Source organism: Phenylobacterium sp., from assembly GCF_037968635.1.
GTDB lineage: Bacteria > Pseudomonadota > Alphaproteobacteria > Caulobacterales > Caulobacteraceae > Phenylobacterium.
Window position 1 is genome coordinate 1 of record NZ_JBBKVV010000101.1, and the last position, 15770, is coordinate 15770.

Annotated in this window: 13 protein-coding genes and 1 pseudogene; 6 read left to right on the forward strand and 8 right to left on the reverse strand. The window is 70.1% G+C overall.

Annotated elements, in window-relative coordinates; all coding sequences use genetic code 11:
• The first annotated feature begins 118 nt into the window (after nucleotides 1-118).
• Nucleotides 119-784: a class I SAM-dependent methyltransferase gene (locus tag AAC997_RS12085; RefSeq protein ID WP_340645947.1), complete on the forward strand. Its 666-nt coding sequence runs from the start codon at nucleotides 119-121 to the stop codon at nucleotides 782-784.
• A gap of 110 nt (nucleotides 785-894) precedes the next feature.
• On the opposite strand, the gene AAC997_RS12090 is transcribed toward AAC997_RS12085, so the two are convergent.
• Nucleotides 895-2556 (reverse strand): glycosyltransferase family 4 protein, encoded by a 1662-nt coding sequence (locus tag AAC997_RS12090; protein WP_340645948.1) that lies wholly within the window; start codon nucleotides 2554-2556, stop codon nucleotides 895-897.
• A 92-nt stretch (nucleotides 2557-2648) separates the two neighbouring features.
• On the reverse strand, nucleotides 2649-3674 hold the full coding sequence (locus AAC997_RS12095; protein ID WP_340645949.1) for a P1 family peptidase: 1026 nt from the start codon (nucleotides 3672-3674) through the stop codon (nucleotides 2649-2651).
• A 50-nt stretch (nucleotides 3675-3724) separates the two neighbouring features.
• On the opposite strand from AAC997_RS12095, the gene AAC997_RS12100 reads away from it, so the two are divergent.
• Nucleotides 3725-5479 carry a gamma-glutamyltransferase family protein gene (locus AAC997_RS12100; protein WP_340645950.1) on the forward strand — a complete coding sequence of 585 codons (1755 nt, stop codon included), beginning with the start codon at nucleotides 3725-3727 and terminating at the stop codon, nucleotides 5477-5479.
• A 31-nt stretch (nucleotides 5480-5510) separates the two neighbouring features.
• Here AAC997_RS12100 and AAC997_RS12105 read toward each other — a convergent pair whose 3' ends face one another.
• From AAC997_RS12105 to AAC997_RS12120, 4 genes are all read right to left on the reverse strand, one after another.
• Nucleotides 5511-6995: a HAMP domain-containing sensor histidine kinase gene (locus AAC997_RS12105; RefSeq protein WP_340645951.1), complete on the reverse strand. Its 1485-nt coding sequence runs from the start codon at nucleotides 6993-6995 to the stop codon at nucleotides 5511-5513.
• 65 nt (nucleotides 6996-7060) lie between these two features.
• On the reverse strand, nucleotides 7061-8095 hold the full coding sequence (locus tag AAC997_RS12110) for a quinone-dependent dihydroorotate dehydrogenase (protein WP_340645952.1): 1035 nt from the start codon (nucleotides 8093-8095) through the stop codon (nucleotides 7061-7063).
• Entirely contained in the window at nucleotides 8092-8433 is a 342-nt protein-coding gene (locus AAC997_RS12115) for a DUF952 domain-containing protein (protein WP_340645953.1), read from the reverse strand. The genes AAC997_RS12110 and AAC997_RS12115 overlap by 4 nt, the downstream gene beginning before the upstream one ends.
• Nucleotides 8434-8760: 327 nt before the next feature.
• Nucleotides 8761-9252: a histidine phosphatase family protein gene (locus tag AAC997_RS12120; protein ID WP_340645954.1), complete on the reverse strand. Its 492-nt coding sequence runs from the start codon at nucleotides 9250-9252 to the stop codon at nucleotides 8761-8763.
• 110 nt (nucleotides 9253-9362) lie between these two features.
• Here AAC997_RS12120 and AAC997_RS12125 point away from each other — a divergent pair, with 110 nt between their 5' ends.
• Together AAC997_RS12125 and metW are read left to right on the forward strand one after the other, a co-directional pair.
• Nucleotides 9363-10520 (forward strand): homoserine O-acetyltransferase, encoded by a 1158-nt coding sequence (locus AAC997_RS12125; protein ID WP_340645955.1) that lies wholly within the window; start codon nucleotides 9363-9365, stop codon nucleotides 10518-10520.
• Nucleotides 10517-11176: a methionine biosynthesis protein MetW gene (gene metW, locus AAC997_RS12130; RefSeq protein ID WP_340645956.1), complete on the forward strand. Its 660-nt coding sequence runs from the start codon at nucleotides 10517-10519 to the stop codon at nucleotides 11174-11176. The genes AAC997_RS12125 and metW overlap by 4 nt, the downstream gene beginning before the upstream one ends.
• A gap of 113 nt (nucleotides 11177-11289) precedes the next feature.
• On the opposite strand, the gene AAC997_RS12135 is transcribed toward metW, so the two are convergent.
• Together AAC997_RS12135 and AAC997_RS12140 are read right to left on the reverse strand one after the other, a co-directional pair.
• Nucleotides 11290-11568 carry a hypothetical protein gene (locus AAC997_RS12135; RefSeq protein WP_340645957.1) on the reverse strand — a complete coding sequence of 93 codons (279 nt, stop codon included), beginning with the start codon at nucleotides 11566-11568 and terminating at the stop codon, nucleotides 11290-11292.
• An 11-nt stretch (nucleotides 11569-11579) separates the two neighbouring features.
• Nucleotides 11580-14633, reverse strand: a complete 3054-nt coding sequence (locus tag AAC997_RS12140; RefSeq protein WP_340645958.1) for an autotransporter outer membrane beta-barrel domain-containing protein — start codon at nucleotides 14631-14633, stop codon at nucleotides 11580-11582.
• 149 nt (nucleotides 14634-14782) lie between these two features.
• Here AAC997_RS12140 and AAC997_RS12145 point away from each other — a divergent pair, with 149 nt between their 5' ends.
• Nucleotides 14783-15124, forward strand: coding sequence for a helix-turn-helix transcriptional regulator (locus AAC997_RS12145; protein WP_340645959.1), 342 nt, complete (start codon nucleotides 14783-14785; stop codon nucleotides 15122-15124).
• Nucleotides 15125-15142: 18 nt separating this feature from the next.
• Nucleotides 15143-15770: pseudogene (locus AAC997_RS12150) on the forward strand (hypothetical protein); the annotation flags it as partial.

The window sequence follows — 15770 nt, forward strand, 5'->3', positions numbered from 1 at the left end:
CTCGCACCTTTCGAGGCGAGCGTGACGGCTTTCGTCAACTTGACGCGCCGGGAGAGAGCAAACATACGAGACAACGAAACGAGAGGTGGGCCGGGAGTCCGCCCAAGGGGCGAACCACATGACCGACACCTCCGCGGCTCCGACCATCCCGCTGTACGAGTTTTCCCGGGACTGGTTCACGGGCAATATCCCGACTTGGCGTCAGATCATCAACAAGGACAAGCCACGGAAAATCCTGGAGATCGGCTCGTTCGAGGGCCGGTCGACGGTCTGGATGGTCGAATGCTGTTCGATCGCCGCGCAGGGCGATATCGAAATCTGGTGCGTCGACACCTGGGGCGGCGGGATCGAGCATCAGAAGGGCGGTGAGATCGAGACCTCCATGCCCGATGTGGAGCAGCGCTTTGACCGCAACATCGAGGTCGCGCGAGGGACGACCCCCCACACGGTCGAGATCAACAAGCTGAAGACCTTCTCCAACCTGGCCCTGGCCAAGCTGATCGCCGAGGGGAAGACCGAATATTTTGACCTCGTCTACATCGACGGCTCGCACCAGGCGCCTGACGTTCTGATGGACGCGGTGATGGCGTTCCAGGTGCTGAAGGTCGGCGGCCTGATGATCTTCGACGACTATCTGTGGTCCATGGACCGTCCGGGGACCCAGGACGTGCTGAAGATGCCCAAGCCCGCCATCGACGCCTTCATGAACATCTTCCAGCGCAAGATGAACATCTTCATGGGCGCCCCCATCGGCCAGCTCTATACGCGCAAGATCAACGCCTAGAGCCGCTCAGGGTCAGATGGAATCATTTGTCCCTTCTAAAAAGGCTCCAAATTCAAAAGTGTAGAGCGCGTCGAGCGGGCTAACCGGCGTCCATTCAACCCTGACGCGCCCTAGAGCCAGTCCAGCATCCCGAGCTTGCACATCCACATCAGGCCCATCTGAACCGGCCGGCGGCGGTCGACCGGGAAGGCCAGCAGGACATCCTTCACCGAACGGCTCTCCCCGCCCAGGACGGCGAGCACCTGAACGCATTCCGGCCCCGTACAGCGCCAGGCGCTGGCGAAACGGTCGAGGTCCAGGCCCATGGCCCGGTCGACGTCGGCGCCCGTCACGCCGGGGCGGACATGGAGCAAGGTGTCCAGGCTCTGGACCTGGTTGGGAAAGCCCGCGAAGTCGGAGTTGGGATCACCCTTCACCGGATTGAACCGCCCCTGGGTGGCGTCCGGGGGCGAGGCCTCACGGATCGCGGTCAGCTCGTCGGCCAGGCCCGCGTACTGCCGGGCCACCACCGGCCAGTCGAAAACCTCCCGCACCCGCTTGCGACCGGCCTCGCCCATGCGCCGGCGCAGGTCTGGCGAGGCGATAAGGGCGGCGATGGCCTGGGCCGCGCGCCCGACATGGACCGCGGTGTGCTGGGCCAGACCGCCGACATACTGCTGATAGGAGTCCAGCCCCTGGACGTGGCGCTCGGCGGCCGCGACGCTGACGCCGCCCGCCGGGCCGCCCAGGGTCGGGATCAGGAAGCCCTGCTCCCCGTCCTGGACCGTGTAGCGGTACCCGTCCCAATCACTCACCACCACAGGCAGGCCCGCGGCCATGGCCTCCACCGGCGTGATGCCGAAGGTCTCCTGGATGTTGTCCACCAGCGAGATGAAGATGTCCGAGCCCGCCCAGAACGACCCCACGCGGCCCTGGTCGTTGCCGTCCAGGAAGTGGACCGAAACGGAGGGCGCATAGGCGTCGGCGGCCGCCTGATAGCGGGCGCGGTCCTGGTCGCCGTTAGGAAACCAGCCGACCATGGCGAAGTGGGCCTTCACGCCGCTGGCCTGGGCGGCCTCCTCGATGGCGCGGAACATCGGCTGCGGCGCGGCCTTCTCGAAGAAGGACAGCCGGCCCAGCCACAGGACCAGGATGTCGTCGGGCGCGATGGCCAGCTCCTCGCGCACCCGGGCGCGGACGTCGGGGCGGTCGGCGCGGGCCTGGATGGCGGGCTGGTCGACCCCGAGCGGGATGAGCGGCAGGTAGGGCTTGGGATTCTTCCCGCCGCCGAAGCGGTCGGCCAGGAAGCCCGACCATTCGTCGAACATCTGGTTCAGGGCGTCCTGCACCGAAGGCGAGGTGCAGATCAGGGCGTCCCACGGCTGGATCGGGGAGATGGCGGCCGTGGCCATGTCGGCGCGCAGGGCCGGCGGCGCCAGGGTGTGGACCAGGCCCATCAGGCTGTAGGCGCGATCACCCACGGCGCGCCGCCGCAGCCAGGAGATGTCCGACAGGCCCGGCGTGCCGCGCAGCATGACGCCCGACTGGGCGATGGCGCCCTGCGCCAGCAGGCTGTTGGTGGCGAGCGCCGCGCCGCCCGGCGCGTCGCCCAGCAGGCCCTTGCGCAGGTCGGCGTCGGAGATGCTGGCCTGGCTGAGGAAGGTGACCTGGTCGAACCCGCCGTGCGCGGCCAGCGCCCGGAACAGCTCCAGGTTGGCCACGTCCTTGCCGAACGGATTGTTGACCAGGTTGAACTGGCCCGACGGATGGTAGATCGCCAGTCGCGACGCCAAAGGTCCCGCCCCGTTTTCAGAGGGCCGTTCCGCGCCCGATCAGGCCCTGGGAATACGATCTCCCGGGCGGCGCAGCAAGGCGTCGCCCCAGCTTAGAGATCGCGCCAGCACCGTACGTCGGACCCCGGCCAGGGCGTCGCCTCGTAGACCGCGCGGGCCACGGCGCGGGCCAGGCAGTCGGCGGCCAGCGCTCCGATGCGGGCGACCGTGAAATCACCGCCCTCCAAGGCCCGGCGGCCGGTGGACATCGCGAACACCACATCGCCATCGAAGGGGGCATGGATGGGGCGGATCGACCGGGCCAGGCCGTCCTGGGCCATGATCGCCACCCGCTTGGCCTGGGCCGGCGTCAGCATCACGTCAGTGGCGACGCAGGCGATAGTGGTGTTCATCCGCGCCTGCGGGTCGGCCTTGGCCAGATCCCAGATGTCGGGCCGGGCCGAAAGTCCCGCCGACCCCAGGCCGCCGAACTCGCCGTTCATCTCGAAGGGGGCGGCCCAGAAGGTCCTGTTGTCGCCCGACACCACCGAGCCGAAGCTGTTGACGCAGACCACGGCGCCCACGGCGATTCCGTCTCCTGCGAGGATCGAGGCCGAGCCGGTCCCCCCCTTCAGCGACCCCGCCATGGCGCCGGTCCCGGCCCCTTGCGTGCCAAGCTGGAAGTCCAGGCCGGCGGCCTCGACGGCCTCACGGCCCAGCCGGCGATAGGGCGGATCCTCGCCCCAGGCGCGGTCGCCGCCGTTGGCGACGTCATAGAGGATCGCGCCCGGGACCACCGGCGACTTCGGCACGCCAGGGCGGTCCACCAGGCCATAGCCCCGGCCCCGGGCCCCAAGCCAGCTCACCACCCCGTCGGCGGCGGCCAGGCCGTAGACCGAGCCCCCCGACAGCACGATGGCGTCGATGGCCTCCACCAGGTTCTCCGGCGCCAGCGCATCGGTCTCCCGCGTGCCCGGCCCGCCGCCGCGCACGTCGCAGGCCGCCACCGCCCGGTCGTCGGGCAGAATGACGGTGACGCCGGTCCGGGCGGCGAGGTCCTGGGCCTGGCCGACCCTCAGGCCGGGCACATCGGTGATCAGATTGCGCATTCCGGGAGCGGCGGGGGACTTCTGGCTCATGATCGAACCAAGTGCATGGCTTGCCGTTTCTTGTCCACGCACGGCTCGCTATGGTGACGCCTGTCCATTTCAGTTCCTCATTTCCGCGTGGTCCTTCCGTGTCGCAATTCAAGCGCCTGAGCATCGTCCTGCTGGCCACCCTGGCCAGCGCCTGCGCCTCCCTGAAGCCCGCCCCTGCCGCCCCCGTAGCTGGCGTGGGGACGGGCATGGTGGCCGCCGCCAATCCGCTGGCGGTGGAGGCGGGCGTCAACGTGCTTCGCCGAGGCGGTTCGGCGGTGGACGCCGCCGTCGCGGTGCAGGCGGTGTTGGGCCTGGTGGAGCCGCAGAGCTCGGGTCTCGGGGGCGGCGCCTTCATGACCTATTACGACGCCAGGACCCGCAAGGTGACCGCCTATAACGGCCGCGAGACCGCGCCCGCCGGCGCTACCGACGCCTTGTTCACGGACGAGAGCGGCAAACCCCTGCCCTTCGTCGCCGCCCTGATGAGCGGCCGCTCCTCCGGCGTTCCCGGCGCTGTCGCCATGCTGTCCCTGGCTCAGTCGCAACACGGCAAGCTTGCCTGGAACAGCCTGTTCGGCGACGCCGAGAAGCTGGCCGACGAGGGCTTCAAGGTCAGCCCGCGCCTGGCCGGCATGATCGTCGGCCGCTTCCCCCAGGCCAGCGCCCCGGACACGGTGGCCTACTTCACCAACCCTGACGGGACCCGCATGAAGGCGGGCGACACCCTGAGGAACCCCGCCTACGCCGCCACGGTGCGCAAGATCGCCGCCGAGGGTCCCAAGGCGATCCTGGAAGGCCCGGTGGCCGAGGCCATCGTCGCGCGCCTGCATCAGGGCGAACGGCCCAGCACGATGACCCTGGCCGACCTCGCGGGCTACAAGCCCAAGGTCACCGCCGCCACCTGCCGCCCGTTCCGCATCTATGTGGTCTGCACCCCGCCCGCGCCGTCCGGGGGTCCCGCCGTTCTGGAGGGCCTGGCCATCCTGGAACACACCGATATCGCGGCCCATCCCAACGACACCCAGGGCTGGTATCTGTTCTCCCAGGCCAGTCGGCTGATGTACGCCGACCGTGACCGCTACATGGGCGATCCCGATTTCGTGGACGTGCCCACTGCGGGTCTGTTGGACAAGGCCTATGCCGCCGGCCGCGCGGCCCTGATCCAACCCGACACCGCCGGCCCCGCCCCGGGACCCGGCAAGCCGAAGGGCGCCGGCCTCCGCGCGCCCGACGCCACCCTCGAGCCCGGCGGCACCTCGCACCTGGTCATCGTCGACGCGGCGGGGAACGCGGTCTCCATGACCACCACCGTGGAGAGCATCTTCGGCAACGGCCGGATGGTGAACGGCTTCTTCCTCAACAACCAGCTCACCGATTTCTCCTTCGCACCGAAGGAAAAGGACGGGGTTCCGGCCGCCAACGCCGTGGCCGGCGGCAAGCGGCCCCGATCCTCGATGGCGCCGGCCGTGGTGCTGGACAAGGACGGCCGGTTTGTGGCCGCCGTCGGCTCTCCCGGCGGCTCGGCGATCCTGGCCTACAACCTCAAGGCCCTGGTGGCCTTCCTCGACTGGAAGCTGCCCATCGACCAGGCCATCGCCCTCCCCAACCTGATCGCACGCGGCGGCGGCTATGCCGCCGAGCCGGCCAAGTTCCCGCCCGGCGTGGTGGAGGGCCTGGCGGCCAAGGGCGTGGTCCTGAGGACCGGCGGCGGCGAAGATTCCGGTCTGCACGCCATCGTCATGACCCCGACGGGTCTCGCCGGCGCGGCCGATCCGCGGCGTGAGGGGATCGCCAAGGCGCCCTGAGGCGCCGCCTTTTCCCCTTGCGGAGAAAGACCTAGGCCGGCCTGGCTCTCGCCCGCTTGGCTTTCAGCCGCGGCGGCGCGCCCGGCAGGCGCAGTTCGAACACCGAGCCATGGTCCCCGGTCTCGGCAAGGATCAGGTCCCCGCCGTGCCCCTGGGCCAGCTCGCGGGCGATGGCCAGGCCAAGCCCCGCGCCCCCCGGACGGCTGGACCCGGCGAAGGGCTGGAATATCCGTTCCTGGGCCCGTTTGGAGACCCCGGGACCGTCGTCGGCGAAACAGATCAGGGTCGCGCCGTCGGCCTGCCGCATGGAGACGGTGACCACGCCGGGGGCTAGGCGACCATCCTGCTGCTCGATGGCCTCGCGAGCGTTGCGCAGCAGGTTGACGACGATGCGGTGAAGCTGGTCGGGGTCAGCGATGATCTGGTCGGCGGCGTCGATGCTGCTCTCCAGGCGCACGCCCTCCGGTGACAGGCGGGCCTCCTCGGCGGCCATCTCCAGGGCTGGCGCGAGCGCCACGGGGCCGACGTCGGGGGCGGCCTCCTGGGTCTTGCCGTAGACCAGGACGTCGGTGGCCAGCTTGACGGCCCGATCCAGGGCCCGTTCCAGGCGCGGCAGGGCCTGGGCCACCTTGGGGTCGCGCGAATCCGCCAGCCGCTCCGAGGCGATCTGGGCGCTGGTGAGCATGTTGCGCAGGTCGTGATTGATCTTGGCCACGGCCTCGCCCAGGGCCGCCAGCCGGGCGCGGGAATTGAGCGCCACCCGCAGGTCCGCCTGCATCAGGTCCAGCTCCACCTCGGCGCGGCCGATCTCGTCGCGTCGGCCGGAGGGATCGAGGTGGGAGGCGGGATCGTCCGGATCGGCGCGGAACCGCTCCATGGCGTGGGTGATCCGCTGCATGGGCCGGACCAGGAAAAAGGCCAGGGACAGATAGACCAGTATCCCGGCCACCATGGCCACGAAGGCCATGACCAGCAGCAACTGCCAGAGATACCGGGTCAGCTCGCGTTTCAGCTCGGCGTCGGGAGCGACGATCTCGATGAAGTCGGCCTTGCGGATGCGGGGTTCGGCGATCACGCGCACCATCCGGCCCTCGCCGCCGCCCAGCAGGGTCTGAAAGGGCGCCGCCAGCCAGGAGACCGGCGCCTGGTCACGCAGATCCACCAGATAGGGCGCGCGTTCCAGCTTGGGCCCCTGCAGCACCAGGCGGCGCATGCCCTCGGTCTGGATCGCCACCCGCTGCACCCCCGCGCCCTCCAGCAGCTGGGCGGCCAGGGCCTCGCTCACCACCCGGTCGGGGGCGACATCGGGGGCGATGGTGGCCAGTTCGGCGGCGCGGACCCGGTCCAGCAGCCACTGTTCCTCGAAGGCCGCCAGGGCTGGCGGCAGGGCCAGGGCGCCGGCCGAGGCGACGAACAGGATGGTGAGAATCAGCAGGCGCGCGGAGAGGCCGCCCGGCCAGAAGAACCGCCGTCTGGTTCGCCTCGGGGGCGCCTGAGGCTGAGGGGCGTCCGCCATAAGACTTCCCCCTACTTCACCGTGGGGCTTTCGGCAACGCGACGTCTGTTCGCGCGCCCGGCGAATTAGGTCCCGACCGCGGCGGCGACGCTGGTGAAGCCGTCGGCCTTCAGGCGCTGGGCCAGGTCGGCCTTGATGCGCCGCACCAGTCCGGGCCCGCCGAACACCATGGCCGAGTAGAGCTGCACGGCCGACGCACCCGCCCGGATGCGGGCATAGGCGTCGGCGCCCGAGGCGACGCCGCCCGCGCCGATCAGGGCCACCCGGCCCGCGGCGGCGGTGTGGAATTCTCCCATCATCTTCTGGGCCAGACTCCTTAGCGGCGCCCCCGACAGGCCACCCGCCTCACCGGCGTGGGACGAGGCCAGGTCAGGCCGGCTGATGGTGGTGTTGGAGACGATGACGCCCGACAGGCCGTTGGCGATCACGGTCTCGACGATGGCCTCCACCTCGCCCGCCTCCAGGTCCGGCGCGACCTTCAGGAACATCGGCGCGCGGCCCGCGGGCGGCAGGCCGTCGCGGGTCTCGGCCAGCCGGCCCAACAGATCCTCCAGCGCCGCCTTGGTCTGCAGGGCGCGCAGGCCCGGCGTATTGGGCGAGGAGATGTTGATGGTGAAATAGGAGGCCAGGCCCCACAGCCGGGTCAGGCCCGTGACGTAGTCGCCGATGCGGTCGCTGGCGTCCTTGTTGGCGCCGATATTGGCCCCGATCACGCCCGGCCCGCGTTTCGCCAGTCGCGCGGCGAAGGGTTCGAGCCCCTCATTGTTGAAGCCCATCCGGTTGATGACGGCCTCGTCTTGCGTCAGCCGGAACAGGCGCGGGCGCGGATTGCCGGCCTGGGCCAGCGGCGTGACCGTGCCGCACTCCACAAAGCCGAAGCCCGCCGCCAGCATGGGGCCGAAGACCTGGGCGTTCTTGTCGAAGCCGGGCGCCAGGCCCACACAGTTGGGCAGGGACAGCCCCGCCACCGTGGTGGCCAGGATGGGGTCGTCACGGCCGGCTCGGGGCCCAAGCCCCATCGCCAGACCTTTGATCGTGAGACCGTGGGCGTCCTCGGGATCGAGCACATGCAGAACGCGGGCGGCGAGGTCGTGGATCACGCGAGGTCTCCCAGCACCGGCACGCCGTCGGGGCCGAGCGGGGCCGGCGTCACCGCGCGCACCTGGCCAGGCGTCAGCACGTCATAGAGATGGGGGAACAGGTCCCCGCCCCGCGATGGCTCCCAGCGCAGGGCGGCGCCCAGGTCGTCGCTCTCGACCTCCAGCACCACGAGGTCAGCCAGGTCCTTGAAGTAGCGCCGCGCGGTCTCCAGGGCCTGGGCCCCGGTGGAGAAGTGGATGAATCCGTCGGTCAGATCGACGGCCGACCCCAGGAAACTCCCGGCGGTCTGCGCGGCGTTCCACTCGGCGCGGGACAGGATCTTGTAGATGCGGGTCATGGCGTCCGGTGAGCAAAAGTGTGTCCTTCTCCCCTTGCGGGAGAAGGTGGCCCCGCGGAGCGGGGTCGGATGAGGGGTCGCGCCGGCGCTTCCCTCATCCGCTCGTCCCGGCGAAGGTCGGGATCCAGGCGAAGCCCACCGCGATATGAACCTTAGCCCCTAACGACCAGAGATCATGCCCCATGGCCTGGGATGAATCTGGGCCCCGGCCTTCGCCGGGATGAGCGGAGTCTATTCGGAAAGGTCTGCGCGACCCCTCATCCGACCGGTCTCCGACCGGCCACCTTCTCCCGCAAGGGGAGAAGGGAAAATCTGCGGCGGCGCTCATCACCGCCCCGGGAAAAACAGGCCGTCATAGGACGGGCGGCCGGCGTGGTCGAAGAGGAAGACCGCCGCGGCCGCCGTCGGAAAGCCGTTCTGGGCCTTGGCGATCAGGGCCGGGGGCGCGCCGCCGGCGCGCAGCATCTGGACGGTAAGGTCCTGCAGGCCCGGATTGTGGCCCACCACCATCACCGTGGCGCAGGCGGCGCCGGCCGCCTTGACCAGGGCGCGGACCCGCTCGGGCTCGGCCAGATAGAGGCTGTCCTCGAAGCGCACCTGCGCCTTGGGGAAGGCTTTTGACACCGCCTCCCAGCTGTCGCGGGTGCGGGCGGCGGCGGACACCAGGACCACGTCGGGGCAGAAGCCGAGGTCGGCCAGGGTCTCACCCATGGCGGCCGACGCCGCGATCCCGCGCCGGGCCAGACGGCGGTCGAAATCGTCGCCGCTCGGGGCGTCGCGCTCGGCCTCGCCGTGCCGCAGGAGGATCAGCCGGTCCATGGTCTCTCCGTCACCCCACCCATGCGTGGGAGTCACCTCGGTTCATAGCGGGCCTCGACGCCGACGCGAAGCGGTTGACAGCGAAAGAGGTTGGCGGTCCAAGCGGGCCCATGAGCGACGTGCGCCACGCCACCCTCGCCACCCCTACCGACGGCGGGACCTGGAGGTCGCCGGCCGACCGTCCGCTGCGCCTGGATTCCGGCGCGGTCCTGGCCCCCCTGGAGATGGCCTACCGCACCTACGGCACGCTGAACGCCGACAAGTCCAACGCGGTGCTGATCTGCCATGCCCTGACCGGCGACCAGCACGTGGCCTCCACCCATCCGGTGACCGGCAAGCCCGGCTGGTGGACCACGGTGGTCGGCCCCGGCCTGCCCCTGGATCCGGCCCGCCACTTCATCATCTGTCCCAATGTCATCGGCGGCTGCATGGGCTCCACGGGCCCGGCCTCGCTGGACCCGATGACCGGCAAGCCCTACGGCCTGGCCTTCCCGATGATCACCATCGCCGACATGGTCCGCGCCCAGGCCATGCTGGTGGCCTCCTTCGGGATCGAGACCCTGTTCTCCGTGGTGGGCACCTCGATGGGAGGGATGCAGGTCCTGCAGTGGGCGGCCGACTATCCCGAGCGGCTGTTCTCGGCCATCGTGGTGGCCGCCGCAGCCCGCCACTCGGCCCAGAACATCGCCTTCCACGAGGTGGGCCGCCAGGCGATCATGGCCGACCCCGACTGGCGCGGCGGCGCCTACGAACTCGAGGGCGTGCGCCCCGAGAAGGGCCTGGCCGTGGCCCGCATGGCCGCCCACATCACCTATCTGTCGGAGACCGCCCTGCAGCGGAAGTTCGGCCGCGAACTGCAGCGGGACGGCCTGTCCTGGGGCTTCGACGCCGATTTCCAGGTGGAGAGCTACCTGCGCCACCAGGGGTCCAGCTTCGTCGACCGCTTCGACGCCAACTCCTATCTCTACATCACCCGGGCGCTGGACTATTTCGACCTGGCCGCCGGCCACGAAGGCGTGTTGGCCAACGCCTTCCTGCGGGCGCGCAATGTGCGGTTCTGCGTGCTGTCCTTCTCGTCGGACTGGCTCTACGCCACGGCCGAGAGCCGCGACATCGTCCGCGCCCTGAACGCGGCCGGCTGCCGTGCGAGCTTCGCGGAGATCACCACCGACAAGGGCCATGACGCCATCTTCCTGGAGGAGCCGGCGCTCGACTCGGCGCTGCGCGGGTTCCTGGCCTCGGCGGCCGAGAAGCGGGGGCTGGCGTGAAGACCACCCGCGAGGACTTCAAGGAAATCCTGCGCCTGGTGCGCCCCGGCGCCCGTGTGCTGGACGTCGGCTGCGGCGAGGGCGAACTGCTGGAACTGCTGACCCGGGAGAAGAGCGTCGACGGCCAGGGGCTGGAGATCTCCAGCCAGGGTGTCTCGGCCTGCCTGGCGCGCGGCCTGGCCGTGGTGCAGGGCGACGGCGACCGCGACCTGGATCACTTCCCCACCCAGGCCTTCGACTACGCCATCCTGTCCAAGACCCTGCAGCAGATGCGCGAGCCGCGCCATGTGCTGAACGAGCTGCTGCGCATCGCCGACCGGGCGGTGGTCTCCCTGCCCAATTTCGGCCAGTGGCGGGTCCGCTGGTCCTTGATGGTCAACGGCCGCATGCCCGAGACCAAGGCCCTGCCCGAGCCCTGGTGGTCGACGCCCAACATCCACCTCTGCACCCTGCACGACTTCACCGCGCTCTGTGACGACCTGGATCTGCGGATCGAGGCCTGCTCGGCGCTCAACGCCGGCAAGCCCGCCCGCCCCATCGATCCGACCCGGGCGCTGGAGAACTGGCGATCGGAGACCGCGCTCTTCCTGCTGAGCCGCAAGGGAACGGCGGAAGCCGCGGCGCCGGCTGGAAACGGCGAACTCTTCCCGAAATAGCCCGCCCCCGCTCGCCCTGGCTTGAGGCCAGGGCCCGGATCATCGGCTGGGGGGCTTTGTGATCCGGATCCCGGAATTCCGGGATGAGGGTCCGGGGGGGAAACTCTAGATTTTCAGCTCAACCACCTGGGCTGACGCAGGCCGGCGGCGGCCATCAGGCTGATCAGGGCCATGCCGCCTTCGAACAGGCAGAGCGCAGCGATGACCGCAACCGGGGTCTCGCCGATCGCCGCGGGGTCCAGCGCCACCAGCACGACAGCGCCGGTCAGGCACAGCACGGAGCCCACAAACGCCACCTTGGACCGCCACAGGGGCGGCTTTCCGGCGGTATGTCGCGCGATGCAAACCAGGACAGCGGCCAGCGCCAGCAGTCCTCCGGCCAGATGGGTCATGTATGCGCCCCTCAGAACACCATACGGGCGACGATGCGGGCGTCATACGCCTCGTAGTCGTCGCGAATCTCTCCGCCACCTTCCAGGGCGAAGTCGACATAGTCACTCTGACCGCGAAGGGCCAAACGTACAACTGCGCCACCGCCGGAGAGTTCCGGCGCCGCGATGGTGAAAGCCGATCCGCCGCTGACGAAGCGGGCCGTGGTGGCGTCCGCGCCGTCGCCGGCCACCTGACGCCAGCCCGCGGTCAACTCCGGTCCCCAGCGGAAATCACCCTTCAGGCCGAACTTCGCGCCGACGCTGACGCCGGCGAAGGCGGCGACCTGGCTGGAGGAGCGTTCGTCGATGGCCAGGTTCATGGCGTCGCCACCACCGGCCTCGGTGCGGTCGCCCTCCTTGAGCAGGAAGTAGTCGAACGTGGCCTGGGGCTTGGCGTAGAAGGTGTCGCCCTGCAGGTTCCAGTTCACGTGGGCATGGGCGGCCACGGTGGCGCCCTTCCAGTCGGACTCTGCGGTGCGGGTGAAGCCCGAGTCGCTCAGCACGCGCTCGCTCTTCATCGAGGCGTAGCCGCCGGTGATCCCGGCGCCCACGGTCAGGGTCCCCAGACTCTCGCGCCAGTAGACGCCCGCCGACAGCACCGTACCGCTCAGCGATTCAGACCCCACCGCACCGGCCTCGTCGACATCGACATTGAGGAAGCTGGTCTGCAGGCCGATGGCGCCCAGGGCGGTGTCGGGCGCCTCGATCCCGGCGGCGATGCCGAAGCCGCCGGCGTCGTAGGCGGTGGACCGGTCGGTGTCGCGCTTGATCATCACCCCGATCTCCTGGGTCCAGGCGCGCACGCCGCCGGTGTCGACCATGGAGGCGTCGGCGTCGGGTCCCCGGCTCGCGGCGTCGGAGGCGGCGGCGAGCGTGTGGAACAGCCCACCCGAGTGGTCGGGCAGGAACTGATCATAGAGGCCCAGGAACCCCGCCTCCGTGGTCTTGGAGAGCAGGGCGTCGCGGACGCTGCTGTCCTTGTCGAAGGCCGCGAACACCGCGTCATAGGCCGAGGCCTCAGACGGCGTCATATTGGCTTCCGCGGCGGTGCGGCGGCGAACGTCGGCCACCAGGCTGGTGGTCGGGGTGTCGACCCGCAAGGTGGTCCTGTAGAGGAACGGCGTGTCGCCCAGCAGGCTCTGATCCAGAACCCCGGTGGTCAGCGAGCCGGCCTGGATCAGGGTGAAGCTGGCGGGCGCCTGCAGTTTGGAAGCGAAGGTCAGGCCGATCTTCGAGCCCGTCGCCAGGCTGGCCGCGCCGGAGACGTTGAACCGGGTGGCCTTGGCGTTCGTCGGATCGGCGGTGAACACCAGCTCGCCGGCCGCGCCCAGGTTCAGACTGGTGAGGTTGACGGCGTTGGTGCTGGTGTCGGTCAGCCGGCCCTTGACGATGTCGATGGTCAGCCCACCGCCGGCGTCGGTGAGCGCCCCGGTCAGCTTGGCCCCGCCGTCGATCACCAGGCTGTCGGCGCCCGACCCGAAGGCCACCGCCCCGTTCAGCACCCCGGCCAGCAGCTCCAGCCGCGCCGCGCCCGAGCCGAACAGCACGTCGCCGGCTATGGTCGGCGTGATGGCGGTGTCGCTGTTGGCGTACTGGCGCAGCAGCACACCGGCCGTGTTGGCCCGCAGATCAAAGGCGATGGCGCGGCCGGTCACCGGCACGGTGGTGTCGGTGGCGGTCACCGAGGCGACGACCGAATAGATGTTCTCGATGGTCCGCAGGGAACCCGAGGCGTCGAACACCGCGGTGGCCGAGGCCTTGGACCCGTTGACGACGGCGCTGATGGAGCCGCTGTTGGCCAGGTAGGGCAGCGACGCCCCGGCGTCGATGCGGATGGCCTGGATGTCGTTGGCGTCGGTGGCCACCGTGGAGGCCTTGATCACCCCGGCGTTGGAGAGTTTGGCGCTCTGGGCGCCCGTCCCCATCCACAGCGCCGTGGCGCTGGCCTTGGCCCCGGTGGCCTGGATGGCGCCCGAGTTCCATATGCCGCCGTCCACGGTCACGCCGCCGCCCAGGCCGCCGAACTTCAGGCCGATGGCGTTCACGCCGTCATAGATGCCGACGCCCTGGACCGTACCCTTGTTCATGAAGCCGAAGGCGTCGGCGCCGGTCCCCAACACGCCCAGGCGGACGCTGCGGAGCTCCGAACCGATCAGCACCCCAGGCGCCGAGCCGTAGGCGCTGGCCGAGCCCGCGGCGCCCACCACCAGGCCGCCGAACAGGTCGCCGCGCACCCGCACGGCCGGCCCGCCGATCAGCAGGTCATCGGCGTCCAGCTTGGCCACCACAGCGTCGGTTCCCCGCGTCGTGGTGCGGAAGCCGCTCGCCCCCACGACGGAATTGATGGAGAGCTTGCCGCCGACATTTTCTTCCAGGGCCACGCCCACGGAGTCCTTGCCCTGGGCGGTGACGCTCCCGGTCACCACCACGTCGCCACCGACCGTGCCCAGGGCGTGCAGCCCATAGGACCGGTCGCCGATCACCGAGATGATCCCCGCGGTCTGCAGGGACCCGTCGATGGCGCTCTCCAGCGCGACGCCGGCTGAATCATTACCCTCCACGGTGATCGACCCGCCGGTCTGGGTGATCGAGCCATGGAAGGTGGCGGGACCGGTGACCCTCACGCCGACCCGGTTCGAGCCCACCGCGAACTGCCCGTCGAGGTCGCCGTCGGAATCGGTGTCCTTCAGCTCGGTGCTCTCGTCCACGACGATCGAGCCCGACAGCTTCACCTCCCCGGTATTGCCCCCGACGATGGCCAGGCCCGTCGCATTGCTGGCGTCGGAGATGGAGATCGCGCCCTCATGGGTGACGTTGTTGTCGCTGTTCAGCGTCAGGGCCGCGCCGCTGGTGACCTTGATGGAGCCCGCCGAGGTGACCTTTACATCGTCCCGGGCGCCGCTGGCGGCCGTGGCCGTGGCGATCGGCGTGGTCACCGCCGTGGAGATCGCGGTCTCGGCCCAGGCGGGCGCGGCCATCAGGCACAGGGGGGAGGCCGCGGCGAGCAGGAGGTGGCGAGGCGACATGCGATTTCCGGAAAGATGAAGACGAAGAGGCGGACGGCGTCTATGGTCAGCGACGAGGCGTTATACGTCGTGTATTAATGTGTTTCGTAAGAACTGTATATCGGCCCGATTGCGGCGGCAAGATGGCGTAACCCAGGAGTTGTTTTCCCATGCCCAGAGCCGCTGTTGATCCGGCGCGAGCGGCGGCCACCAAGAGCCTGCGGCAGGAAGCCGGGCGCTGGCTGAAGGCCGGGCGCGAGGCCGCGGGCCTGACCCAGGCCGAACTGGCCGAGCGGGTGGGCATGCGGTATTACACCTTCGTCTCGCAGGTGGAGAGCGGCCTGGGCCGCGTTCCGATCGAGATGCAGGGGGCCTGGGCCCTTGCGGTCGGCCTTGATCGCGCCCACTTCGCCCGCACCTTGCTCGCCTATTACGAGCCTGAGCTGAACCGGCTGCTGTTCGGGGACGCCGCCCAGATCTTCCCCGACGCGCCCCGCGCCTTCGGGACCTGAAGGACCGCCTGAGCCCCCATGAGCAACGTCGTCCCGTTCACGCCTCGTCCCGACACCGGCGGCTGGTCGCCCGGCGAGCGCGCGCGGCTGTCGGAACTGGCCGACCGGCTGGCCGCGGACGGCATTCACGTCCGGGTGGTCTATGGCGCCACCGACGCCGGCGACCCCTGGTGCGTGATCACCGACGAGAACGACGAGGTTCTGGTCCATGTCGCGCGGATCAACGGCCAGTTCGTGATCCATGACGCCGCCGCCGACGTGGTGGAGGAGGACGATACGCTCTGGACCGCCGTCGACCGCCTGCTGGGCGCCGACTGGCGCGAGGGCCAGGGCGAGGTGGTGGTGCCGATGGCCGCCCGCCAGGCCCAGACCTTCGTCGCCCTGGTGGTGGCCGCCGCCTTCTTCGACATGACCGCCCAGGCCCACGACGCCCCGGCCGTCAGCCCGCACGACACGCCGTCCGAGATCCTGGCCGCCTTCGTGGTCGCCGCCAGCGCCCTGGCCGCGCCGGCCGCCTCGGCCGAGGAACATCAGCGCTTCGAGCGCCTGGCCGCCCCGGCGCAGGACGCCGCCCCCAGCGACGGCGCCGGCCTCACCTCCGCGCAGGACGCCCCCACGGCCCCGGCGCGCCCGGACGAGATCAGGC